The sequence below is a fragment of the Stenotrophomonas sp. 86156_Sma genome (assembly GCF_056481625.1).
Window position 1 is genome coordinate 4,111,832 of record NZ_CM151157.1, and the last position, 23,760, is coordinate 4,135,591.

General features: G+C 67.0%; 20 protein-coding genes, 1 tRNA gene and 1 other RNA gene. 19 read left to right on the plus strand and 3 right to left on the minus strand.

The window, feature by feature from the left end:
* Positions 1 to 92 precede the first annotated feature (92 nt).
* From fdnG to selD, 8 genes are all read left to right on the plus strand, one after another.
* Positions 93 to 3,161, plus strand: a complete 3,069-nt coding sequence (gene fdnG / locus ACZK33_RS19050) for a formate dehydrogenase-N subunit alpha (RefSeq protein ID WP_423174862.1) — start codon at positions 93 to 95, stop codon at positions 3,159 to 3,161.
* A 10-nt stretch (positions 3,162 to 3,171) separates the two neighbouring features.
* A complete protein-coding gene (gene fdxH, locus ACZK33_RS19055) occupies positions 3,172 to 4,089 on the plus strand; it encodes a formate dehydrogenase subunit beta (protein ID WP_012481154.1) in 918 nt (305 codons plus the stop codon).
* Positions 4,086 to 4,733, plus strand: a complete 648-nt coding sequence (locus tag ACZK33_RS19060; RefSeq protein ID WP_071228193.1) for a formate dehydrogenase subunit gamma — start codon at positions 4,086 to 4,088, stop codon at positions 4,731 to 4,733. The genes fdxH and ACZK33_RS19060 overlap by 4 nt, the downstream gene beginning before the upstream one ends.
* Positions 4,734 to 4,998: 265 nt before the next feature.
* The gene (gene fdhE, locus ACZK33_RS19065) at positions 4,999 to 5,982 is read left to right on the plus strand and encodes a formate dehydrogenase accessory protein FdhE (RefSeq protein ID WP_423174863.1); all 984 of its coding nucleotides are present in this window, start codon (positions 4,999 to 5,001) and stop codon (positions 5,980 to 5,982) included.
* A gap of 4 nt (positions 5,983 to 5,986) precedes the next feature.
* On the plus strand, positions 5,987 to 7,411 hold the full coding sequence (gene selA / locus ACZK33_RS19070; RefSeq protein ID WP_423174864.1) for an L-seryl-tRNA(Sec) selenium transferase: 1,425 nt from the start codon (positions 5,987 to 5,989) through the stop codon (positions 7,409 to 7,411).
* Entirely contained in the window at positions 7,408 to 9,339 is a 1,932-nt protein-coding gene (gene selB, locus ACZK33_RS19075; RefSeq protein ID WP_423174865.1) for a selenocysteine-specific translation elongation factor, read from the plus strand. Before selA ends, selB begins: the two co-directional genes overlap by 4 nt.
* Positions 9,340 to 9,363: 24 nt before the next feature.
* Positions 9,364 to 9,459, plus strand: a tRNA-Sec gene (locus ACZK33_RS19080).
* Between the two features lie 26 nt (positions 9,460 to 9,485).
* Complete coding sequence (selD, locus tag ACZK33_RS19085; protein WP_423174866.1) at positions 9,486 to 10,565, plus strand: selenide, water dikinase SelD; 1,080 nt, start codon at positions 9,486 to 9,488, stop codon at positions 10,563 to 10,565.
* A 57-nt stretch (positions 10,566 to 10,622) separates the two neighbouring features.
* Here selD and ACZK33_RS19090 read toward each other — a convergent pair whose 3' ends face one another.
* Positions 10,623 to 11,483: a YicC/YloC family endoribonuclease gene (locus tag ACZK33_RS19090; RefSeq protein WP_019661992.1), complete on the minus strand. Its 861-nt coding sequence runs from the start codon at positions 11,481 to 11,483 to the stop codon at positions 10,623 to 10,625.
* Between the two features lie 124 nt (positions 11,484 to 11,607).
* Here ACZK33_RS19090 and rph point away from each other — a divergent pair, with 124 nt between their 5' ends.
* The 8 genes from rph (at position 11,608) to ACZK33_RS19130 (ending at position 20,337) form a co-directional block, all read left to right on the plus strand.
* Positions 11,608 to 12,333, plus strand: coding sequence for a ribonuclease PH (gene rph / locus ACZK33_RS19095; RefSeq protein WP_423174867.1), 726 nt, complete (start codon positions 11,608 to 11,610; stop codon positions 12,331 to 12,333).
* Complete coding sequence (locus ACZK33_RS19100) at positions 12,330 to 12,719, plus strand: VOC family protein (protein WP_423174868.1); 390 nt, start codon at positions 12,330 to 12,332, stop codon at positions 12,717 to 12,719. Before rph ends, ACZK33_RS19100 begins: the two co-directional genes overlap by 4 nt.
* Positions 12,716 to 13,312, plus strand: a complete 597-nt coding sequence (gene rdgB / locus ACZK33_RS19105) for an RdgB/HAM1 family non-canonical purine NTP pyrophosphatase (RefSeq protein WP_014038346.1) — start codon at positions 12,716 to 12,718, stop codon at positions 13,310 to 13,312. Before ACZK33_RS19100 ends, rdgB begins: the two co-directional genes overlap by 4 nt.
* 56 nt (positions 13,313 to 13,368) lie before the next feature.
* Positions 13,369 to 14,595 (plus strand): radical SAM family heme chaperone HemW, encoded by a 1,227-nt coding sequence (gene hemW / locus ACZK33_RS19110; RefSeq protein ID WP_423174869.1) that lies wholly within the window; start codon positions 13,369 to 13,371, stop codon positions 14,593 to 14,595.
* 201 nt (positions 14,596 to 14,796) lie between these two features.
* Positions 14,797 to 17,076 (plus strand): DUF1631 family protein, encoded by a 2,280-nt coding sequence (locus ACZK33_RS19115; RefSeq protein WP_423175830.1) that lies wholly within the window; start codon positions 14,797 to 14,799, stop codon positions 17,074 to 17,076.
* Positions 17,073 to 17,447, plus strand: coding sequence for a PilZ domain-containing protein (locus tag ACZK33_RS19120; RefSeq protein WP_032130391.1), 375 nt, complete (start codon positions 17,073 to 17,075; stop codon positions 17,445 to 17,447). The genes ACZK33_RS19115 and ACZK33_RS19120 overlap by 4 nt, the downstream gene beginning before the upstream one ends.
* Before the next feature lie 75 nt (positions 17,448 to 17,522).
* Positions 17,523 to 18,854, plus strand: coding sequence for a Xaa-Pro dipeptidase (gene pepQ, locus ACZK33_RS19125; RefSeq protein WP_277778969.1), 1,332 nt, complete (start codon positions 17,523 to 17,525; stop codon positions 18,852 to 18,854).
* Positions 18,855 to 18,985: 131 nt separating this feature from the next.
* Positions 18,986 to 20,337, plus strand: a protein-coding gene (locus ACZK33_RS19130; protein WP_423174462.1) for an IS3-like element ISStma2 family transposase whose coding sequence is annotated in 2 segments (ribosomal slippage) — positions 18,986 to 19,433 and positions 19,433 to 20,337 — 1,353 coding nt in all. Because the reading frame shifts where the segments join, the coding sequence is not laid out codon by codon here.
* A 504-nt stretch (positions 20,338 to 20,841) separates the two neighbouring features.
* On the opposite strand, the gene ACZK33_RS19135 is transcribed toward ACZK33_RS19130, so the two are convergent.
* Together ACZK33_RS19135 and ACZK33_RS19140 are read right to left on the minus strand one after the other, a co-directional pair.
* A complete protein-coding gene (locus tag ACZK33_RS19135; protein ID WP_152906883.1) occupies positions 20,842 to 22,164 on the minus strand; it encodes an aminopeptidase P N-terminal domain-containing protein in 1,323 nt (440 codons plus the stop codon).
* Between the two features lie 5 nt (positions 22,165 to 22,169).
* Positions 22,170 to 22,718 (minus strand): YecA/YgfB family protein, encoded by a 549-nt coding sequence (locus ACZK33_RS19140; protein ID WP_032128368.1) that lies wholly within the window; start codon positions 22,716 to 22,718, stop codon positions 22,170 to 22,172.
* A gap of 153 nt (positions 22,719 to 22,871) precedes the next feature.
* Between ACZK33_RS19140 and ACZK33_RS19145 the strand changes: the two genes are divergently transcribed.
* The 3 genes from ACZK33_RS19145 to ssrS all read left to right on the plus strand — a co-directional run bounded on the left by ACZK33_RS19145 (position 22,872) and on the right by ssrS (position 23,724).
* Positions 22,872 to 23,093, plus strand: a complete 222-nt coding sequence (locus ACZK33_RS19145; protein ID WP_005410898.1) for a TIGR02449 family protein — start codon at positions 22,872 to 22,874, stop codon at positions 23,091 to 23,093.
* On the plus strand, positions 23,090 to 23,386 hold the full coding sequence (locus ACZK33_RS19150; RefSeq protein ID WP_005410899.1) for a cell division protein ZapA: 297 nt from the start codon (positions 23,090 to 23,092) through the stop codon (positions 23,384 to 23,386). Before ACZK33_RS19145 ends, ACZK33_RS19150 begins: the two co-directional genes overlap by 4 nt.
* Before the next feature lie 152 nt (positions 23,387 to 23,538).
* Positions 23,539 to 23,724: non-coding RNA, 6S RNA (ssrS, locus tag ACZK33_RS19155), on the plus strand.
* The last annotated feature ends 36 nt before the right edge of the window (positions 23,725 to 23,760 follow it).

The following is a 23,760-nucleotide window of genomic DNA, read 5'->3' on the forward strand; positions in this document are numbered from 1 at the left end:
CCACATGGGCGTGCGGGGGCCTGTGCTATAACCGGGCCGTACCCAACGACAGCCCGGAGGCCTGCGCCTCCCCGCCATCCCAGGAGAACGGCATGCCATCGATGAGCCGCCGCCAGTTCCTGAAAGTGACCGGGACAACCCTGGTCGGCTCCAGCCTGGCATTGATGGGCTTCGCGCCCGGCATCGCGCTCGCGGAGGTCAGGCAGTACAAGCTGACCCGCGCGACCGAGACCCGCAACACCTGTACGTATTGTTCGGTGGCCTGCGGCATCCTGATGTACAGCCTCGGCGACGGCGCCAAGAACGCCGAGCCGAGCATCTTCCATATCGAGGGCGACCCGGACCATCCGGTCAACCGCGGCACGCTGTGCCCGAAGGGTGCCGGCCTGGCCGACATCATCCACAGCAAGTCGCGCCTGCTCTACCCCGAGTACCGCGCACCGGGCTCGAACGAGTGGAAGCGGCTGAGCTGGGACGATGCGCTGGACCGCATCGCGCGGCTGATGAAGGAAGACCGCGATGCAAACTTCGTGCAGAAGAACGAGGCCGGGCAGACGGTCAACCGCTGGCTGACCACCGGCATGCTGGCGGCCTCGGCCACCAGCAATGAAACCGCGGTGCTGACCCACAAGGTCGTCCGCTCCCTTGGCATGTTGGCATTCGACAACCAGGCACGTGTCTGACACGGCCCGACGGTGGCAGGTCTTGCCCCGACGCTAGGCCGTGGTGCGATGACGAATCACTGGGTCGACATCAAGAATGCCGACCTGATCCTGATCATGGGTGGCAATGCCGCCGAGGCACACCCGTGCGGGTTCAAATGGGTGACCGAGGCGAAGGCACACAACAAGGCCCGACTGATCGTGGTCGATCCGCGCTTCAACCGCTCGGCCGCGGTGGCCGACGTGTATGCGCCGATCCGTACCGGCACCGACATCGTGTTCCTGGGCGGCCTGATCAACTACCTGTTGACCGAGGACCGCATCCAGCACGAGTACGTGCTGAACTACACCGACATGTCGTTCCTGGTGAAGGACGAGTTCGCCTTCAAGGACGGCCTGTATTCGGGCTACAACGAAGAGAAGCGCAGCTACGACCGCTCCAGCTGGGACTACGCCTACGGTGACGATGGCTTCGTGCGCAGCGACCCGACGCTGAAGGACCCGCGCTGCGTCTACACCCTGCTCAAGCAGCACTACGCACGCTACACCGTGGAGATGGTCGAACGCATCTGCGGCACGCCCGCCGACAGCATCCGCCAGGTCTGGGACATGATCGCGTCCACCGCCGGCAAGGACAAGGCGATGACCATCCTGTACGCGCTGGGTTGGACGCAGCACTCGATCGGCGCGCAGAACGTGCGCGCCGGCACCATGGTGCAGCTGCTGCTGGGCAACATCGGCGTGGCCGGCGGCGGCATGAACGCGCTGCGCGGGCATTCCAACATCCAGGGCCTGACCGACATCGGCTTGATGTCCGACCTGCTGCCCGGCTACCTGACGCTGCCGAAACAGGACGAGCAGGACTACGACGCTTACATCGCCAAGCGCACGCAGAAGCCACTGCGCGCCAACCAGATGTCGTTCTGGCAGAACTACCCGAAGTTCCACGTCAGCCTGATGAAGTCGTGGTGGGGCGACGCCGCTACCGCCGACAACAACTGGTGCTTCGACCATCTGCCCAAGCTCGACAAGCCGTACGACATGCTGCAGGCGTACGAGCTGATGAACGAGGGCAAGATCCACGGCTACATCTGCCAGGGCTTCAACCCCCTGGCTTCGGCGCCGAACAAGGGCAAGCTGATCAGCGCGTTCTCCAAGCTGAAGTTCATGGTCAGCATGGACCCGCTGGAAACCGAGACCATCGCGTTCTGGCAGAACCACGGCGCACTGAACGATGTTGATCCCAGTGCGATCCAGACCGAAGTATTCCGCTTGCCGACCACCTCCTTCGCAGAGGAGAACGGTGCAGTGGTGAACTCCTCGCGCTGGCTGCAGTGGCACTGGAAGGGTGCCAATCCGCCGGGCGAAGCGCGCAGCGACATCGAGATCATGTCCGAGCTGTTCCATCGCATCAAAGCGATGTACGAGAAGGACGGCGGTGCGTGGTGGGAGCCGGTGCGCGACCTGGCCTGGAAGTACTCCAACCCGGAACTGCCGACGCCGGAAGAACTGGCGATGGAATACAACGGCAAGGCACTGGCCGACGTGTTCGATCCGAAGGACCCGACCAAGCTGGTGCGCAAGGCCGGCGAGCAGCTGGCGGCGTTCGGCGACCTGCGCGACGACGGCAGCACGTCCTCCGGCTGCTGGATCTACATCGGCGCCTGGGGCCCGACCGGCAACATGATGGCGCGACGTGACAACAGCGACCCCACCGGCATCGGCAACACGCTGGGCTGGGCTTGGGCATGGCCGGCCAATCGCCGCGTGATGTACAACCGCGCCTCGTGCGACGTGGCCGGCCAACCGTTCGATCCGCGCCGCACGCTGCTGGCCTGGAACGGGAAAAACTGGGGCAGCGTGGACGTGCCGGACTTCAAGGCGGATGAAGATCCCGCCGGCGGCATGGGCCCGTTCATCATGAACCCGGAAGGCATCGCCCGCTTCTTCGCCAAGGCTGGCATGGCCGAAGGGCCGTTCCCGGAGCACTACGAACCGTTCGATACCCCGCTGCGCAGCAACCCGCTCAGCCCGGGCCAGGCACTGACGTTGAACAACCCGGCGGCGCGCGTGTTCGCCAGCGATCGCGCACAGATCGGTTCGCCGGACGAGTTCCCCCATGTAGCCACCACCTACCGCCTGACCGAGCATTTCCACTTCTGGACCAAGCACGGCAAGTTGAACGCCATCATCCAGCCCGAGCAGTTCGTCGAGATCGGCGCGGCGTTGGCCGATGAGCTGGGCATCAACAACGGCAGCCGCGTGCGGGTCAGTTCCAAGCGCGGGCACATCGAAGCGGTGGCGATGGTGACCAAGCGCATCAAGGCCCTGCAGATTGATGGCAGAACCGTGCACCAGGTGGGCGTGCCGATCCACTGGGGCTTCCTCGGTGCGGCCAAGCCCGGATACATCGCCAATACGCTGACCAACGCCATCGGTGACGGCAACTCGCAGACGCCCGAATCGAAGTGCATCCTGGTCAAGGTCGAGAAGGTGTAGGAGACACGCCATGTCACTGCAATCCCTGGACATCATCCGCCGCTCGGCCACCACCACGCCCTCGCCGGAGGCGCGTGGCGCGCACACCGGCCAGGTCGCCAAGCTGATCGATGTGAGCAAGTGCATCGGCTGCAAGGCCTGCCAGGTCGCCTGCATGGAGTGGAATGATCTGCGCGACGAGGTCGGCAGCTGCGTTGGCAGCTACGACAACCCGCCCGACCTGAGCGAACAGTCGTGGACGGTGATGAAGTTCCGCGAGTACGAGGACGAGAAGGGCAAGCTGGAGTGGCTGATCCGCAAGGAAGGCTGCATGCACTGCAGCGATCCGGGCTGCCTGAAGGCCTGCCCGTCGCCGGGCGCGATCATTCAGTACGCCAACGGCATCGTCGACTTCCAGGAAGAGAACTGCATCGGCTGCGGCTACTGCGTGACCGGTTGCCCGTTCGACGTGCCGCGCATCTCCAAGAAGGACCACAAGGCCTACAAGTGCACGCTGTGCTCGGACCGGGTGGCGGTGGGCCAGGAACCGGCCTGCGTGAAGACCTGCCCGACCGGTGCGATTACCTTCGGCAGCAAGCAGGCAATGACCGAGCATGCTGCCGGCCGCGTGGAAGACCTGAAATCGCGCGGCTACGAGAACGCCGGCCTGTACGACCCGCAGGGTGTGGGCGGCACCCATGTGATGTACGTGCTGCAGCACGTGGACAAGCCGGAACTGTATGCCGACCTGCCGAAGGACCCGCGCATCAGCCCGATGGTGGAGGTGTGGAAGGGCGTGGCCAAGCCGCTGGGCGTGCTGGCGATTGCCGCTACCGCCTTCGCCGGCTTCCTGCATTACATCGGCATCGGCCGCAACACGGTCAATGACGAGGAAGAAGAGGAAGCCGAGCACGAGGCGAAGAAGATCGAAGAGGAGCAGCGGCCATGAAGTACGCCCCGCACCCGCGGCAGATCATCCGCTACCGCGCGCCGACCCGCATCAATCACTGGATTGTGGCGATCTGCTTCGTGTTGACCGCGCTGTCCGGGCTGGCGTTGTTCCACCCTGCCCTGTTCCCGCTGACCCAGTTGTTTGGCGGTGGGCCATGGACGCGCATCCTGCACCCGTTCATCGGCCTGGCCATGGTCGTCGGCTTTGCGCTGCTGGCGTTCCGCATGTGGCGCGACAATCTGCCGACCGCCGACGATGGCAAGTGGATGCGCGGCATGCGCGATGTACTGCGCAACGAGGATGAGAAGCTGCCGCCGGTGGGTCGCTTCAATGCCGGCCAGAAGCTGCTGTTCTGGGCGATCATCGGTTGCCTGTCGGCGCTGCTGCTGACCGGCTTCGTGATCTGGCGGCAGTACTTCAGCCACTTCTTCCCGATCGGGGTGATCCGCTTCGCGATGCTGGCCCATGCGCTGTTCGGCTGGGTGCTGGTGTGCGCGATCGTCGTGCACATCTATGCAGCGATCTGGATCAAGGGCTCGGTGCGGGCGATGACCCAGGGCAAGGTGACCTACGGGTGGGCGTACAAGCATCACCGGCAGTGGTTCCGGGACATCCTGCGCGGACGGCGGGAAGAGGGGTAGCGGCAGGGCCTGCGGCCCTGCACCCGCAGAGGCAACGTCAACGTCAAAAGGCGGCTTCCTGAGGGGTGGCGGGGTGGGTCCGGTCGCCCTCGACAGGTCCGCGGTGCTTTTGGTGGGTGTCGACCTTGGTCGACACGATGAACATGGCAATGATCGAAACCGGCTTTTGTAGAGTCGAGCCATGCTCGACTGCTTTGCCTCGACACGCTGGACGCCAGCGTCGACAACGGCGAGGATGGAGCCTGGTTCTTCTGGCTGGCCCTGCATGGCGCAACGCATCCTTGAACCCGGTGAGATCGAGACGCTGGCCTCGCGCGATGTGCCGCGCATCATCCTGCCCGATACCGCGTCGCTGTTTGCCGGACGTGCGGACCGCCTGCGCAGTCTGGCTGCACACAGTGCCATCGGTGGTTACCTGCAGCTGCTGGCGGCGTTGGCCGATGCGCAGCAGGCGCTGCTGGAGGATCTGACACCGCAGCAACGCGAGGAACTTCAGGCACAGGCGCGTGCACAGCAGTCGAGTGCGGCGGCCGGCGCCGGGATGCCGTTGCGGCCGGCCAACACACTTCAGCTGGATGGCTGTTGGCGCGGCTGGCTGCGCACGCTATGCCAGCACTGCGCTGAAGAAGCCGGCCTGCCGGCGGAAACCCGCCAGGAACTGCAGCGCGTTGCTGCTGCCGATGACGGGTGGCTGGATGCGCAGGCGCATGCGGTGCTGGAGCGCGATGACGCGCCGTCAGTGGATGCGGTGGCTGCGCTGCTGGTGATGAATGCGCTGCAGGCCTACTGGGCGGTGCTGGCGGACAGCTTCCGCCCCACCGAGCTGAAGCCGCTGGCCGATGCACCGGGGCTGTGCCCGCTGTGCGGCACCCTGCCGGTGGTCAGCGTGGTGCAGGCGCGGCCGCCCTATGCCTCCTACCGCTACCTGTCGTGCTCGCTGTGTGCCTGCCAGTGGCACTACGTACGCGTGCAGTGCAGCCAGTGTGGTGCCGCCGGCAAGGACATCGCCTATCGCGCCCTGGCCGATGTGGACGGCGACAGCGGCGAGGCGGTGCGCGAGAGCGCGGTCCGTGCCGAGACCTGCGACCACTGCCACAGCTACCGCAAGATCCTGTATCTGGAAAAAGACCCGTCGCTGGAGCCGGTGGCCGACGACCTCGGCACGCTGGCGCTGGACCTGCTGCTGGGCGAGGAAGGGTATGCGCGCGCCAGCCAGAATCCGCTGCTGTGGCAATCCGACGGCGAGTGAGGCGATGACAGCCACGCCCCCCACCCCGGCATCGGTTTCCGCCCTGCCCTCGCTGGACCGGTTGCTGCGTCTGCCTGCCTTGGCAGCACTGATCGAGGGCCACGGCCGCAGCCGTATCACCCAGCTGCTGCGTTCGCACCTGCAGGTGCTGCGCGACCGTATCAGCGCCGGCCAGCTCTCGGGCACGCAGCTGCAGGAAGCGGTTGACGTCCCGGCGCTGGTGGCAGCAGTCGAGGCCGCACTGGCCGCTGACGCACGGCAGGATCTGCAGCCGATGTTCAATCTGACCGGCACCGTGCTGCACACCAATCTCGGCCGCGCCTTGCTGCCGGATGCCGCCGTGCACGCGGTCACCCGCGCGATGACCGCGCCGGTGGATCTTGAATTCGACATCAGCCGCGGCCGTCGCGGCGACCGCGATGCAAGGGTGCAGGCATTGATCTGCGAACTGACCGGCGCTGAAGCCGCCACTGTGGTCAACAACAATGCGGCGGCGGTCCTGCTGCTGCTCAACAGCCTGGCCAACCGCCGCGACGTGGTGGTGTCACGCGGCGAGCTGGTGGAGATCGGTGGCGCCTTCCGCATTCCCGACGTGATGCGCAGTGCCGGTGCGCGGCTTCTGGAAGTCGGCACCACCAACCGTACCCATCCGGCTGACTTCGCCAATGCCATCGGCACGCGCACCGCGCTGCTGATGGAGGTGCACGCCAGCAACTACGCGATCACCGGCTTCACCGCCAAGGTCGACACCGCGGCGATGGCCGCGATCGCGCGCGAGCATGGCCTGCCGCTGGTGGTGGACCTGGGCAGTGGCAGCCTGTGTGATCTGGCGGCCTTCGGCCTGCCGCACGAGCCCACCGTGCAGGAAACGCTGGCGGCCGGCGCCGACCTGGTGTCGTTCAGTGGCGACAAGCTGCTGGGTGGTCCGCAGGCCGGCATCATCGCCGGCCGCGCCGACCTGATCGCGCGGATCAACCGCAACCCGCTGAAGCGGGCACTGCGCATGGACAAGATGGGCCTGGCCGCACTGGAAGCGGTGCTGGCCCTGTACCGCGAGCCGGAGCTGCTGGCACAGCGACTGCCGACCCTGCGCACCCTGTCACGCACGCAGGAGGACCTCGATGTGCAGGCCCAGCGCCTGCTGCAGCCGATGCGTTCCGTGCTCGCGGCCGACTACGATCTTGAACGGTCACCAATGCAGAGCCAGATCGGCAGCGGCGCCCAGCCACAGGCGCAGCTGGCCAGCGCCGGACTGCGCATTACCAGCGCGCGCCGTGGCGGACTGGATCGCCTGGCCAAGCGCTTGCGTCAGCTGCCGCGACCCGTGCTGGGCCGCATTGCCGATGACGCGCTGTGGCTGGACCTGCGTTGCCTGGAACCCGCCGACGAAGCCGACTTCCTCGCCCAGTGGAGCACGCTGCAGGCATGATCGTCGGCACCGCCGGGCATATCGACCATGGCAAAACCAGCCTGGTACGCGCGCTGACCGGCATCGAAACCGATCGCCTGCAGGAAGAGCGAACGCGCGGTATATCGATCGAACTGGGCTACGCCTATGTCCCGGTGGAAAGCAGGGACGTCGAAGGCCCCGCCGCGACGCTGGGCTTCGTCGACGTGCCAGGCCATGAGCGCTTCGTGCACACGATGGTGGCCGGCGCCACGGGTATCGATGTCGCCCTGCTGGTGATCGCTGCCGACGACGGCGTGATGCCACAGACCCGCGAGCATCTGGCCATCCTGCAGCTGCTGGGCGTGGATCGCGGCGCGGTGGCGCTGACCAAGATCGACCGTGTGGATGCGGCGCGCCTCGCCCGGGTCGAGATCGAGATTGCCGCGCTGCTGGCCGCAACACCGCTGCAGGATTCCCCTCTGTTCGCCTGCAACAGCACCGCACCCGACGATGCCGGCATCAGCGCACTGCGTACCCAGCTGCACGCGTGGGCGGCGGACGATGCCAGCACACGCCAGGCCGAACTGCGCAGCGAACTGTTCCGCATGCCGGTGGACCGCGTGTTCTCGCTGCCCGGCCACGGCACGCTGGTGACCGGCGCGGTACATGGCGGCATCGCCGCAGTGGGTGAGCATCTGCAGCTGATGCCAACCGCCACCGACGTGCGCGTGCGCAGCATCCATGCGCAGAACCAGGCCAGCGAGCACGCGATGGCTGGGCAACGCTGCGCGCTGAACCTGGCCGCCATCGCCCGCGACGACATCCGCCGTGGCGACTGGATTGCCGATCCACGCGCGCTGCTGGCCACTACCCGCGTCGACGTGCGCCTGCGACTTTCCGCACTGGCGCCGCCACTGCGCGACTGGTCACCGCTGCACATCCACTGGGGCACGATGCACCGGCAGGCCCATGTGGTGCTGCTGGAAGACCACGATCACGGCGATGGTCAGTTGGTGCAGCTGGTGTTCGATGCACCAGTCTGCGCGATGTGTGGCGATCGTTTCATCGCCCGTGATTCAGCAGCCACCCACACACTGGGCGGTGGCGTCGTGCTCGATCCGGATCCTCCGCAGCGGCGTCGGCGCAGTCCTGCGCGGCTGGCCTGGCTGGGGGCACTGGAGCAGCTGGCGGCCGGTGCCGGTGTTGTCCCGCTGCTGCAGCAGGCACCTGCCGGCATTCCCCTCACCGCGCTGCAACGCTATTGCCGACGCGCCGCCGACCGCATCGACCTGCCCGAGGACGCGCGACGCATCGCGACCCGCGATGACGCGGTGATCATCCTCGCACCGCACTGGCAAGCACTGCGCGAGCAGGTGATCACCTCGCTGCGCGGCTGGCACGAGCGACGCCCCGACGAACCCGGCGTCGACAGCGGGCGCCTGCAGCGCAGTACCCTGCCCTCGCTTGCAGCGAGCCTCTGGAATGCGCTGCTGCAGGACCTGCTGGCTGATGGCACGCTGCAGCGCGTGGGCGCGTGGTGGCGCCTGCCCGGCCATCACCATGCGCCACCGGAACGCGAACGCCTTCTGCTGGAACGCGTGCTGCCGCAACTGCACGCCGGTGGCTTCGATCCACCGTGGGTGCGCACCCTGGCCGCCGACATCGGACTGGCCGAAGACGAGGTCCGCGCCGTCCTGCGTCGCGCCGCCGCGCGTGGCGATCTGTTCCAGGTGGTGCCCGACCTGTTCTATGCGCCGGCCCGCATCGCCGAGTTGGCCACGATCGTCGCGCAGCTGTCACAGGCCAGCGGCACGGTGGATGCGGCGGCGTTCCGCGATGCCATCGGCCTGGGCCGCAAACGCAGCATCCAGATCTTGGAGTTCTTCAATCGCGTTGGCTACACTCGACGCGTCGGTGACCAGCATCGGCCGCGCGGCGACCTGCAGTGGAACGCAGCCCGCGACTGAGCCCACCGGTACCGCCGTACTTTCGGAAGGCATGCGCATCCGGGCATGCGGCTGGGCTTCAAACCCAGTAGGGGGCGTCGATCGTTCCCTGGTAGGTTCGACTCCTGCTGCCTTCCGCCATTCGCGTTCCCGCAGGAGATGTCGGCATGGCCACGCACGCGCAGTCCCCCGCTCCTTCAACGGCCGATGCCCCGCAACGACTGACGTCTCTCGCGCATGGCGGTGGCTGCGGCTGCAAGATCGCGCCCGGCGTGCTGACCGAACTGCTGCGCGGGGTTCCAGCGCTTCCGGCACCGGCCGAGCTGCTGGTCGGCCGCGAGACCAGCGACGACGCCGCGGTGTATCGCCTCGATGACCGGCAGGCAATCGTCGCCACCACCGACTTCTTCATGCCGATTGTCGACGACCCGTTCGACTTCGGCCGCATCGCCGCCACCAATGCGCTGTCGGACCTGTACGCGATGGGCGCGCGCCCGCTGTTCGCACTGGCCATCGTCGGCATGCCGATCAACAGCCTGCCGCAGGACACCATCCGCGGCATCCTGCAGGGTGGCGAACGCGCCTGTGCTGATGCCGGCATCGTGGTGGCTGGTGGCCACAGCATCGATTCGGTGGAACCCATCTACGGCCTGGCCGCGATCGGCGTGCTCGATCCGCAGCGGCTCAAGCGCAATGCCGATGCACGCGCCGGTGACGTACTGGTGCTGGGCAAGCCGTTGGGCGTGGGAGTGTATTCGTCGGCGCTGAAGAAAGAAGTGCTGGATGCCGAGGGCTACCGGCAGATGGTCGCGTCGACCACCCGCCTGAACAGCGTGGGCGTGCCGCTGGCCGCGCTGGACGGCGTGCACGCGATGACCGACGTCACCGGCTTCGGCCTGCTCGGCCACCTGCTGGAAGTGTGCCGCGCCAGTGGCGTGGCCGCCGAGGTGGACAGTGCACAGGTGCCGCTGCTGCCGCAGACCCTGGACCTGCTGCAACGTGGCTGCGTAACCGGCGCCTCCAACCGCAACTGGGCCTCGTATGGCGCCGAGGTGCGCTTCGCCGAGGGCTTGGCCGCCCACTGGCAGCCACTGCTGACCGACCCGCAGACCAGCGGCGGCCTGCTGGTGTCCTGTGCGCCGGAAGCGTTGGATGCGGTGCTGGCCTGCTTCAACGATGCGGGGTTCGGCCAGGCGGCCGTGCTGGGGCGCTTGAGCGAGGGAGCGGCGGGCGTCAGGGTGCGCTGATGCGCTGAAACGACAAGGGCGCCCGAAGGCGCCCCTGCTGTATCGCTGGATGCAACATCACTCGATGTTCTGCACCTGTTCGCGGATCTGGTCGATCAGCACCTTCAGCTCCACCGCCGCATTGGAGGTGCGGCTGTCCACCGACTTCGAGCCCAGCGTATTGGCTTCGCGGTTGAACTCCTGCAGCAGGAAGTCCAGGCGGCGGCCGACCGGCTCGCGCTGCTTGAGCACGCGGCGGATCTCGACGATGTGGCTGCCGAGGCGGTCCAGCTCTTCATCCACGTCCAGCTTCTGCAGCCACAGCACCAGCTCCTGCTCGGCGCGGCCGGGGTCCACCGGATGCGGCAGGTCGGCCAGGCGGGCGGCCAGCTTGGCGCGCTGGCCGTCGCGAATGGCCGGAATCAAGGTGCGCACTTCGGTGGCGATGCGTTCGATGCCGTCCACGCGCTCGCTGATGGCCGCGGACAGCTTGCCGCCTTCGCGCTCACGGGCCTCGACGAAGCCGTCCAGCACCTGGTCCAGCAGGGCCAGTGCCTCGACCTGCAGGGCGGCGGCATCGGTGGCCTCGCCGCGGGTCACGCCCGGCAGCTGCAGCAGGTCGGTGAAGCTGACCTGCAGGTTGGGGAAATCGGAGGTCAGGCGGTGCGCCAGGCGGCCCAGCTGGCCCAGCAGGGCCTCGTCCACCTGCAGGTTGGCGGCCGCTTCCGGCGCGCGCAGGCGCATCACCAGATCCAGCTTGCCGCGGCTCAGGCGCGCGGCGATGCGCTCGCGCAGCTGTGGTTCGAGCGCCCGCAGTTCCTCGGGCAGGCGGGTGCCGACCTCCAGAAAGCGGTGGTTGACCGAGCGCAGCTCGCAGCCCAGCGTGCCCCACGGGGTGACCCGCTCGCCGCCGGCATAGGCGGTCATGCTTCGAATCATGGATTGTGTCCGGTGCGTGCAAAGGGGGAATGGTACCCTAGCGCCCTCACCAGAGCCCCCTTGCCCGCCCCGTGAAGGCCGCGGGCGTGGCGGCGTACTCCCTCGCCATTACGGAACCCGCACCATGTCCGATTCCCGCCCCAGCGGCCGCCAGCCCGACCAGCTCCGCCCGGTCGCCATCCAACGCGGCTTCACCCGCCACGCCGAAGGTTCGGTGCTGGTGTGCTTCGGTGAAACCCGTGTGCTGTGCACCGCCAGCGTCGAGAACCGCGTGCCGGGCTTCCTGCGCGGCAAGGGCGAAGGCTGGGTGACCGCCGAGTACGGCATGCTGCCGCGCGCCACCCACACCCGCAGCGACCGTGAAGCCGCCCGTGGCAAGCAGGGCGGCCGCACCCTGGAGATCCAGCGCCTGATCGGCCGCAGCCTGCGTGCCTGCGTGGACCGCAACGCGCTGGGCGAGCGCACCATCACCCTCGACTGCGACGTGCTGCAGGCCGACGGTGGCACCCGCACCGCTGCCATCACCGGCGCCTACGTGGCCCTGGTCGATGCGGTGAACGTGCTGATGAAGCGTGGCGACATCAAGCGCAACCCGATCCTGGGCGCAGTGGCCGCGGTGTCGGTGGGCGTGTACCGCGGCACCCCGGTGCTGGACCTGGACTACGCCGAAGACAGCGACTGCGACACCGACATGAACGTGGTGATGAACGACGGTGGCGGCTTCATCGAGCTGCAGGGCACCGCCGAAGGGCATGCCTTCCGTCGCGACGAGCTGGACGCGCTGCTGGGCCTGGCCGAGAAGGGCGTGCGCGAGCTGCTGGACGCACAGCAGGCGGCGCTGTCGGCATGAACCGGCGCGTCGCCCTGACCACCCTGGTGGTGGCCGACTACGACGAAGCCGTTGCCTGGTACACCGGCAAGCTCGGCTTCGCACTGCTGGAGGACATCGACCAGGGCCACAAGCGCTGGGTGGTGGTGGGGCCGACCGACGGCAGCGCTGCCGCCCTGCTGCTGGCCCGTGCCAGCGACGAGGAACAGCGCAGCCGCATCGGCAACCAGACCGGTGGCCGCGTCGCCTTCTTCCTCAACACCGACGACTTCCACCGCGACCACACGGCGATGCTGGCCGCCGGGGTCGAGTTCCTGGAAGCGCCGCGCGAAGAACCCTATGCAACGGTCGCGGTGTTCCGCGATCTGTATGGCAACACCTGGGACCTGCTGGAGCCCCGTCAATGAAGAAACTGGTACTGGCCAGCCACAACGCCGGCAAGCTGGTGGAGATGCAGGAGATCCTCGCCGACCTGCCGCTGCAGATCACCTCGGCCGCCGAGCTGGGCCTGGGCGACGTGGAAGAAACCGGCCTGACCTTCGTCGAGAACGCGCTGCTGAAGGCGCGCGCGGCCTGCGAAGCGACCGGCCTGCCCGCGCTGGCCGATGATTCCGGCCTGATCGTCGATGCCCTCGGCGGTGCGCCGGGCCTGTACAGCGCGCGCTATGCCGGCCACCCGACCAATGCCGCGGCCAACAACGCCAAGCTGCTGGAGGCGATGGCCGACGTTCCCGATGGCCAGCGCGGCGCCCGCTTCTATGCGGTGATCGTGCTGCTGCGTCACGCCACCGATCCGCAGCCGCTGATCTGCGAAGGTCGCTGGGAGGGCCAGATCATCCGTGAACTGCGCGGCACGAATGGTTTCGGCTACAACCCGGTGTTCCTGGACACCACCCACGGCCTGACCGCCGCGGAGATGGAGCCGGCCCTGAAGAACGCCATCAGCCACCGTGCCATTGCCCTGCAGCAGCTCAAGCAGCAGCTGGCGACGCTGTACTGACGCCACCCGATCGAACCAGGGAAGCCGGCCAGCGGCCGGCACTACCGAAGAAGCCCATGCCGCACGCCCACGACCACTGCAACCACCTGCCCGGCGAAGCCTGTTCGGCGGACCACGACACTTCGGTACGACTGGTGCCGCCGCCGCTGTCGCTGTACGTGCACCTGCCGTGGTGCGTGCGCAAATGCCCGTACTGCGATTTCAATTCGCACCAGGCCAAGGGCGAGCTGCCGTTCGATGCCTACATCGATGCGCTGCTGCGCGACCTCGACCAGGACCTGCCGCTGGTCTGGGGCCGGGTGGTGCACAGCGTGTTCTTCGGTGGCGGCACGCCCAGCCTGTTCCCGCCGGAAGCAATCGACCGTTTCCTGCAACAGGCCAGCGCACGCCTGCGTTTCGCGCCCAATGCCGAAATCACCCTGGAAACCAACCCGGGCACCGCAGAGCATGGCCGCTTCGACCGCTATCGCGCGGTCGGCGTGAACCGCCTCAGCTTCGGCATCCAGAGTTTCGACGACGCCATGCTCAAGCGCCTGGGCCGCATCCACGACAGTGGCGAAGCCGAGCGCGCGGTGAAGATGGCGCAGGACGCGGGCTACGACAACTTCAACATCGACCTGATGTACGCGCTGCCGGAACAGACCCTGGCCGGTGCCGAGGCCGATCTGGAACGCGCGTTCGCGCTGCAGCCGGCACACATCTCGCACTACCAGCTGACCCTGGAACCGAACACGGTGTTCTTCGCGCGGCCGCCGCAGGGCATTCCCGATGAAGACAACGCCTGGGACATGCAGGAACACTGCCAGGCGCTGCTGGCGCAGGCCGGTTTCGGCCAGTACGAGGTGAGCGCCTACGCGCGACCCGGTCGGCAGAGCGCGCACAACCTGAACTACTGGCGTTTCGGCGATTACCTGGGCATCGGTGCCGGTGCGCACGGCAAGATCAGCTCCGGTGCAGAGGAACACGTGCTGCGACGCTGGAAGCTGAAGCATCCGCAGGCTTATCTGGACAGCGCGGGCACCCCGGCCTCGTTCGGGGGTGACGATGTGATCGCGCCTGAGCGCCTGCCCTTCGAGTACATGCTGAATCTGCTGCGCCTGCACGAAGGCTTCGGCCTGCGCGATTTCGAGTCGCGTACCGGGCTGTCGCGCAGCGTGCTGGATGCACCGCTGGCCGAGGCCGTGCAGCGTGGCTGGCTGGACGTGACCGATGGCCATGTGCAGCCGACCGAACTGGGCCGCCGCTTCACCAACGATGTGGTGAGCCTGTTCCTGGAGGAGTGAGCGTCCTGCAGTAACGGGTAGTGCCGGCCGCTGGCCGGCAGCTCGATCGGCGCGGATTGCCGGCCAGCGGCCGGCACTACCGTTCATCGGTCGGGCCATGCCTGGCGAACGGGATGCACATTCGCCCTAAAGTAGCGCCGACAGCGGCCGACACGGTAGATTCACCAGATCGATCCGCGGGAATCCGGATACCGCCTGCCGATGTCAGCTGTCTTTTCCATCACTCCTGCCGACAAGAACCGCCTGGCCGCCAGCGACCTGCCACCGCGGGTACGTGAGCTGCTGGGCGCGCTGATCGGCCTGTGCCGGCAGACGCTGGCCGCGCCCCTGATCCTGACTGTCGAAGCGCTGGAGCAGACCCTGCTGCACGACGCCGATCGCGCACGCAATCCGCAGCAGCAGGCCGAACTGATGGCCCAGCGTGGACAGCTGCACGCCTTCGCCGGCCACTTCGCCGACCGCATGCTCGATGCCGTTGCCGACGCCCTCGCACGGTTGCGCGAACCGGGCAGCGGTGTCAGCACCAGCGCTACGCCGCCAGCGCTGCCGGGCATGCTCGGGCTGTCGCTGGTTGATGAGCACGAAGTGGATCGCGACCTGCTGCTGACCGAGATGGTGCGGCGCGAAACCCTGCGTTCAACCAACACACTGAACCTGCTGGGCCAACGCCTGGGGGTACTGGCGGCGGCGCCGGCCTTCGAGGCCGACACCCTGCCGCTGGCGCCGCAGGCACTGTGCGCGATGGTGCGCCGGATTGCCGAACAGGACGCGCTGAGCGTCGAGGTACAGCTGGCGCTGTACCGCAGTTTCGAACGACAGGTGCTGGAACGGCTGGGCGATATCCTTGACCGTGCCAATGCCCTGCTGGCCCAGTCCGGCGTACTGCCGGGGCTGGTCTACACCCCCTACCTGGCACGCTCGTCGAGCACGCGTCGGATCATCACCCAGTCGGTGGGTGGTGGCCGCACCACGCAGCCGGCCAAGCGCAGCGCGGCCCCCCTGACCGGCTGGAACGGTTCGGCACCGGCCGGCTCCTGGTCCAGCCTGGTACAGGACGCCTTCCACGAGGGTGGCGCAGCCGGCCCCGCCACGCCGGGCGTGACCACATCCACCGGCAGTGCTTTGCATGAGCTGCTGCAGCAGGCCCGGCACGCCAACCCTGCCCCGGCGGACAGCGGCGCAGTGCCCAGTGCGGCAGTCGACGCGGTACTCGCGCGTCTGCAGGCTCAGTCCAGCGCGGCAACCGGCGTGGCCGACCTGCAGGCCGCCGTGGTCGCGCAGCTGCGCAGCGAGCATGGTGCGCAGGCCCAGCTGGGCAGTCACGACCGGGACAACCTGGACCTGCTGCGCATGCTGATGCAGCAGGTGCAACAGCAGCAGCGTCCCGATCCGGTGCCGGCCGCCCTGCTGGCCCGCCTGCAGGTGCCCCTGGCACGTGCGGCCATGGCCGATCCGGGCTTCTTCGTACGCGACGAACATCCCGCGCGCGAGCTGCTCAACCAGATTGCCGAAGTCGGCGCCAACTGGCTGGGCGACGACGATGTCGACCCGCAGCTGCTGCAGCGCATGGCGCAGAGCGTGCAGGGCCTGCTCGGCCAGGATGCACGCGCGCCGGAAGCCTTCGCCGCTGCCAACGAAGACGTGCAGCAGCACCAGCGCGCGGCGGCCCATCGTGCCGAACTGGCCGAGCGCCGCCACGTGGAAGCCGCGCGCGGCAAGGAACGATTGGAACTGGCCCGTCGCCAGGCCACCGCACAGATCGACCAGTGCTGCGACACGCAGTCGCCACCGCGCTTCGTGCAGACCCTGTTGCGCCAGGCCTGGGCCGATGCACTGACCCTCACCCGCCTGCGCCATGGCGATGATTCGCCACAGTGGCAGGAACGCCTGCAACAGACCGAGCGCATCGCTGCCATCACCGCACAGGCCATCGACGCCCCCGGCGGCACCGATACCGCGTTGGCAGCGGACGTGGAGGCCGCACTGCTGCAGGTCGGCTACCACGCCGAGGAAGCCGCCGCCGTCGCGCGCAGGCTGGCCACGCCCGGTGGCGAGGATGAAAGCACCTCGCGTACCGAACTCAGTGCCCGCCTGAAGGCACGTGCGCGCCTGGGCGAACACGCCGGCGCGCCCACCGGCACGGCGCCTGCAACGCCCCGCAGCAGTGCCGAAGAAGCCGCCTACCAGCAGCTGTCCACGCTGCCGTTCGGCAGCTGGTTCGACATCGATACCGGTGATGGCACGCTGCGCCGCCAGCGCCTGTCCTGGTACAGCCTGCTGACCGGCCACGCCCTGTTCGTCAATCCACGCGGGCAGAAGATCACCGATACCGACCTGGATACGCTGGCACGGCAGATCAGTGCCGGGCGCGCGCAACTGGTCACCGAAGACAAGGGCCGGCTGGTCGACCGTGCCTGGGAAGCCAGCCTTGGTGCGCTGCGCGCACTGGCCACAGGCCGCGCACAGGAGACCCCCGCATGAAAGCCGTACCGCCGCAGGACACCCGCCGCGCGCCGCGCCGCCAGGTCTCGGATCTGGTGCCGGTCACCGACCAGATGCGCGAGTGCGTGGTCGGGCGCCTCGGCAATGTCTCCGAAACCGGCATGCTGATGCTGGCCAGCGTGCCGCTGCGCGAGGATGCGCTGTACCAGCTGCGCTTCCCGTTGCCACTGGGTGATGGCCGTCAGCAGGCCATCGATGTGGGCGTGCACCTGCTGTGGAGCGAGCCCGCACATGCACCCGGCCAGAGCTGGACCGGCTTCCGCTTCCTGACCCTTTCACGCGAACATCGGCAGCTGCTGCGCCAGTGGGTGGGCGAGGACAGCGACGAGGGACCGGTTTCGACGGTCTGAGTGCCGGTTCCGGCACAGCGGTTTTTCGCGGTATGCGGCAGAATCTAGGGCCGTTTTCCGTGTCGAGCCACCGCAATGATCCAGCAAGACCCCGGCGCCCTGTATCCCGACCACCTGGCCGTGCTGTGCCGACGCGCCGAACAGGCGCTGGCCCGCGGCGGCTTCGATCACCTGGTGGTGCCCAGCGGCACCCTGCACTACCAGGTGTTCGACGACCGCGACTACCCGTATGCGGTGAATCCGCAGTTCAAGGCCTGGCTGCCGCTGACCCGCGTGCCCAACAGCTGGATCGTGTTCACCCCCGGCAAGCGTCCGGCGGTGATCTTCCACCAGCCGTTCGATTACTGGCACGTGGTACCGGACGCACCGAGTGGCTGGTGGGTGGAGCACTTCGACATCCACATCATCCGCAAGCCCGAAGAGGCGCTGGCCCTGCTGCCGGCCGACCCGTCGCGCTGCGCGATCCTCGGCGAGCCGCAGAGCACGCTGGGCAACTACGTGCCGAACAACCCGGCGCCGGTGGTGAACTACCTGGAATGGCACCGCGGCAGCAAGACGCCGTATGAAATCGCGCTGATGCGCCAGGCGCAGGTGCTGGGCGTGCGCGGCCACCGCGCCGCCGAAGCCGCGTTCCGCAACGGCGCCGACGAGTTCAGCATCCACATGGCGTACTGCCAGGCCGTCGGCCAGGACGCCAACGAGCTGCCCTACGGCAACATCGTGGCGTTGAACGAACATGCCGCCGTGCTGCATTACACCGAGCTGGGCCGCAAGGCGCCGCAGCCGCTGCGCAGCTTCCTGATCGATGCTGGTGCCAGCGCGCACGGCTACGCCAGCGACATCACCCGCACCTACGCCGCGCAGGGCCACGACGAGTTCGCCGCGATGATCGCCGCCGTCGACGCTGCCCAGCAGCAGATGTGCGCAGCGGTGCGCCCGGGCTTCGACTACAAGCAGCTGCACGTGGACGCACATCTTTCGCTGATGGGCGTGCTGAAGGACTTCGGCGTGATCAAGGTCTCGCCGCAGACCGCAGTGGAAACCGGCGTCAGCGCCGCGTTCTTCCCGCATGGCATCGGCCACCTGATCGGTCTGCAGGTGCACGACGTGGCCGGTTTCGCGGCCAGCGACGAAGGCGGCCGTATCGAGCGCCCGGCCGGCCACCCGTACCTGCGCCTGACCCGCGTGCTGGAACCGGGCATGGTGGTGACCATCGAGCCGGGCCTGTACTTCATCGACATGCTGTTGAACGAAGTGAAGGACGCCGGCCATGGCGATGCGATCAACTGGGACCGCGTGGACTTCTTCCGTCCGTATGGTGGCATCCGCATCGAAGACGAAGTGCTGTGCACCGAGGGCGAAGCGGACAACCTGACGCGGCCGGAGTTTGCGGCGGCGAACGGCTGAGCCCCTCGTGGTTGGCCGCTGAAATCAAAAGCCGCGCTTGGCGGGGCGGGGTGGGTTCGCGGGGGACGCCGTGAATCCATCCCTGAAGTGACCCCCGGGAGTTGGACACCAGATCCAACCCCGAGGGATACATGAACAAATACGACGCGCGTTTCAAACTGCAGGTCGCCAAAGAGGCCTGCAAGACCTCCACATCGGTCAAAGCCATTGCCCGTCGCCACGGCCTGGAGTTCTCCACGGTCAGGCGCTGGGTGGCGACCTATCGGCTGCATGGCTGGCGGGGATTTCATCGCCAGGCCCGGTCCTATGACCTCCCGTTCAAGCTGGCTGTCCTGGAGAAAATGAGCCAGGACGGCATGTCCGGGCGGGAGGCCACCACCTACTTTCAAATTGGCGATGCCGGCGCGGTGGGGCGATGGCGGCGCCTGTATGCTCAAGGCGGTGCCCAAGCGTTGGCACCCCCTCCGCCGCCGCCCCGAAAGCCGATGAAAAAGACCCGTTCGTCCAAGCCACCTGAAGATATGAGCCGCGATGAGCTGCTCAAGGAAGTCGCCTATCTGCGTGCGGAGACCGACTACCTAAAAAAACTCGATGCCTTGATCCGGGAAGAGCAGGCGGCGCAGGACGCAAAGCGCAAGCCGTCCAAGGATTGAGGCAGGTTCATACGCTGTCGCTTCTGCTCGAAGCAGCTGAGCTGTCACGCAGTACGTTCTATTACCAGAACCATGTCCTGGCCCATCCGGATCAGGATGAGGCAGCCCTGTGCGAGCGCATCCGTGCAATCTACGATCAAAGCCAAGGGCGCTATGGCTATCGCACGGTGACGCTGGAATTGGCCAATCAGGGCCATCGGACCAATCACAAGCGGGTTCAGCGCCTGATGGGGGAGATGGGGCTGAAATCGCGGGTGCGTGTGAAGCGCTACCAGGCCTTCAAGGGGGCGGCCAATGTTGTGGTTGGCAATGACCTCAATCGCCAGTTCCATGCCGAGCGCCCCAACCAGAAATGGGTGACTGACGTGACCGAGTTCAAGGTGCAGGGCATGAAGCTGTACCTGTCGCCGATCATGGACCTCTACAACGGTGAAATCGTGGCTTATCAGATCAAGCGTCGGCCCGTATTTGATCTGGTGGGCCAAATGCTGGAGGAGGCCATCAAGAAGCTTTCCCCGGATGAGCGCCCGATGATCCACTCCGACCAGGGCTGGCAGTACCAGCATGAAAACTACCGGCATATGCTGGAAAAGCACTCGTTGAAGCAAAGCATGTCCCGGCGCGGCAACTGCCTGGACAATGCGGCGATGGAGAGCTTCTTTGGAACGCTGAAGTCGGAATTCTTCTACCTGAACAGCTTTGACAGCCTCGAGAGTCTGGAGGCTGGGCTGGTGGAATACATCCAGTACTACAACGAAGAACGCATCAAACTGAAACTGAAAGGTCTGAGCCCGATAAAGTACCGGGAGCAGGCCCAATCGGCCGCCTGACCCCGTCCAAGTCTCGGGGGTCACTTCACCCTGGAGGCTTGGCCGCGGCATCCATGCCGCGGACACCCCCGCGAACCCACCCCGCCCCACCTTTGACAGTTTCCTGCGCGCGGCCGACCACGGAAAAGAAAAAGAGAATCAAAAGCGGGTCGCTCGCTGCGCTCGCTCTGTGTCGACCAAGGTCGACACCTACCAACAGTCGCGCATTCCAACGGCCGCAGTCGCCAGTAGATCCACGCCATGCGTGGAGGATTCATTCGATATCTGACAGATGTGCCGACCAACGGTCGGCACCCACCAACAGCCGCGTGAACCTGTCGAAGGCGGGGCACGGTGGGTTTGCGGGGTGTGAGCCGCATGGATGCGGCGACCAAGCCTCCAGGGATGGATTCACGGCGTCCCCGCAAACCCACCGTGCCCCGCCATCCCACGGATAGCCCGCTTTGGCCTTGGCTTTGGCTGTTGCCTCTGCGGGTGCAGGGCTGCAAGCCCTGCCGAAACCCCTTACCCCGCCATCACCGCTTCAATCTCGTCGGCGCTGCGCGCCAGGCCTTCGGTCAGCACGCGATGCCCGTCATCGGTGATCAGCACGTCATCCTCGGTACGGATCCCGATACCGCGCCAGCGCGGCTCCACCGTCGTATCGTCCACACCGATGTACAGCCCCGGCTCGATGGTGAATGCCATGCCCGGCTCCAGCAGGCGCGAATCGCCGGCCAGGCGATAGTCACCCACGTCGTGCACGTCCATGCCGATCCAGTGCCCGGTCTTGTGCCGGTAGAAACGCTGGTACAGGCCCTCGGACAGGTTCTTTTCCAGCGTGCCCTTCAGCAGGCCCAGCCGCAGCAGGCCTTCGGTCAGGGTCTGCACCGCCGCCAGGTGACCCATCTCGTAGGCCACGCCCGGCTTGGCCTGGGCCAGTGCCGCGGCCTGCGCGTCACCGACCAGGTCGTGCAGCGCGCGCTGCTCGGCGCTGAAGCGGCCGTTCACCGGGAACGTGCGGGTGATGTCGCTGGCATAGCCGCGGTATTCGGCACCGGCGTCGATCAGCACCAGCTCACCATCGCGCGAACGTGCGTTGTTGTCGCGGTAATGCAGGATGCAGCCGTTGCGACCTGCACCGACGATGCTGCAATAGGCCGGCACCGCGTCGTTGGCGCGGAACACGCGTTCCAGTTCGGCCTGCAGTTCGTATTCGTGGATGCCGGCCTTCGCCGCTTTCATCGCCGCCAGATGTGCACGTACACTGATCTGCGCGGCGTGGTGCATCAGCGCCACTTCGGCGCCGGACTTGAACAGGCGCTGCTCATGCAGCAGGTGGCCCAGCTCCAGGAACTCATGCGGCGGCTGCGCGCCGTGGCGCACCTGCGAACGCACGCGGTTGACCCAGCCGATCAGCTTCAGATCGAAATCGGCGTCGCGACCGAAGTGGTAATAGACGCGCGAACGCCCTTCCAGCAGGCCCGGCAGGATGTCGTCCAGATCGTCGATCGGGTACGCATCGTCCATGCCGTACTGCGCCACCGCACCTTCCTGGCCGGCGCGGTTGCCGTCCCAGGCTTCGCGCTCGGCGTCGCGCTCACGGCAGAACAGGATGGCCTCGCCGTGGCGTCGCCCCGGGATCAGCACCAGCACCGCTTCCGGCTCCGGGAAGCCGCTCAGGTACTGGAAGTCCGAATCCTGCCGGAACGGGTAATGGGTATCGAGGCTGCGCACCTTCTCGGCGGCGGCGGGAAGCACCAGGATCGCATCCTCGCCGGCCATGTCCATCAGCTGGCGGCGCCGACGCTTGTATTCGCCGGCCGCGATGCCGGTGCGCTGCTTGATGTCCATCAGTTCAGGCGCTGCCGATGGCGCGAGGCCAGCACCACGTCACCGTGCAGCAGCAACACCGCCACGCGGATGAATTCCTCGATCTCGGACAGGGCTTCGTCATCGTCATCGCCGCCGGCCTCGAAATCCTCGCTGGAGGCACGCGCCAGGCTGGCCATGTCAGTCAGCGCTTCTTCGCCCTCTTCGGACAGGGTCGGGCGGCGGCCGCCGCTGCCCAGGCCGAAGCCGCCCAGGAAGGAACGGGTCCAGCTGAACATGGCATCAGCCTGCGCGGACACGTCGTCGCCATCGGTCAGCAGCAGTTCGAAGGCGAAATCGCGGTCTTCCAGTTGCTTGATGGTGACCTGCAGCAGCTGCCCCAGCACGCTGTCGGCGGCCACCGGCGGCAGGTTGTCGTCGGCCAGCACACGCGCCGGCCAATCATTGCCGGGGGCACCACCGGCGGCCAGCCAGCCGCACAGTGCGCCGTGCAGCTCGGCAGCGGTGGCGCCCAGGCCCAGTTCCTGGCTGGCGCGGGTAACGTCGTCGACGGAGGGAAGTTCGGTCATCGTGCGGCTCGTTCGGAAAGGAAACCCGGGGCGCGCACGCGCGCGCCCGTGAGACCCCGTAGTGTAGCAACCCGACGGCATCCTCTCTGCGACCGTCAGGCCTTGCTGCGACAACGCTTGACCGCCCTTACCCGGCTTGCCTATCGTGCCCGTATGGAACCCGCCGATCCCCTTGCCCAGCTGCAGGACTTCGCTGCCCGCGTGGAAGCGTTGCTTGAACGCAACCAGCGCCTGGCCGAGGAGAACCGCAGCCTGCGCCACCAGCAGGAACAGCTGGTGGCCGAGCGTTCCACGCTGCTGGCCAAGAACGAGCAGGCACGCTCGCGGGTGGAAGCAATGATCAGCCGGCTCAAATCCCTGGAGCAGCACACATGAGCGCCGAACCGGTCAGTGTCCGCATCCTCGATCGTGAATACACCGTGGGTGTCGGCGGCGATGAACGCGACAGCCTGATGGCGGCCGCGCGCCTGCTCGATGCGCGCATGCGCGAAATCCGCGGCAGCAACCGCATGGCCGCGGTCGACCGCGTCGCCGTGCTGGCGGCGTTGAACCTGGCCCATGAACTGCAACTGCTGCGCGACGAGAACGCCCGCCAGGCAGTCGCCCTGCAGCAGACGCTGGCCGACCTGAACCGGCGCCTGGACCGCGCGATCGACGGCACCCCGTAGAAGAGGGGACGGAGGGAATCAAGGCGCATTCGCCCCTTCCGTGCCGGAAACGTCTTAATCCCCTCCGTCCCCTTTTCTCATATCTGAATTGGCACGGACTGTTGCCGACGAACGGCCTATCCAGATCCTGCGTGCTGGCTATAATGGCCACGCGTTCTCTGCGGTACTCGACGGCATGTGCAAACATTCGCCTTGTCCCTTAAGAACGACACCGGGAGCGCGACAGCGCCGGGAGTGCAGGTCCGCCTTGTAGCGGGAAGCCCGATGGTTCTCCAGCGTTCCCACTTGAGCCCCCGGGTTCAAGGTCGTTTCGCATGCATCGACATTGCGGAGAATGCAATATTCCAGCAAGGGCGGCGTCTTCGGGCGTCGCC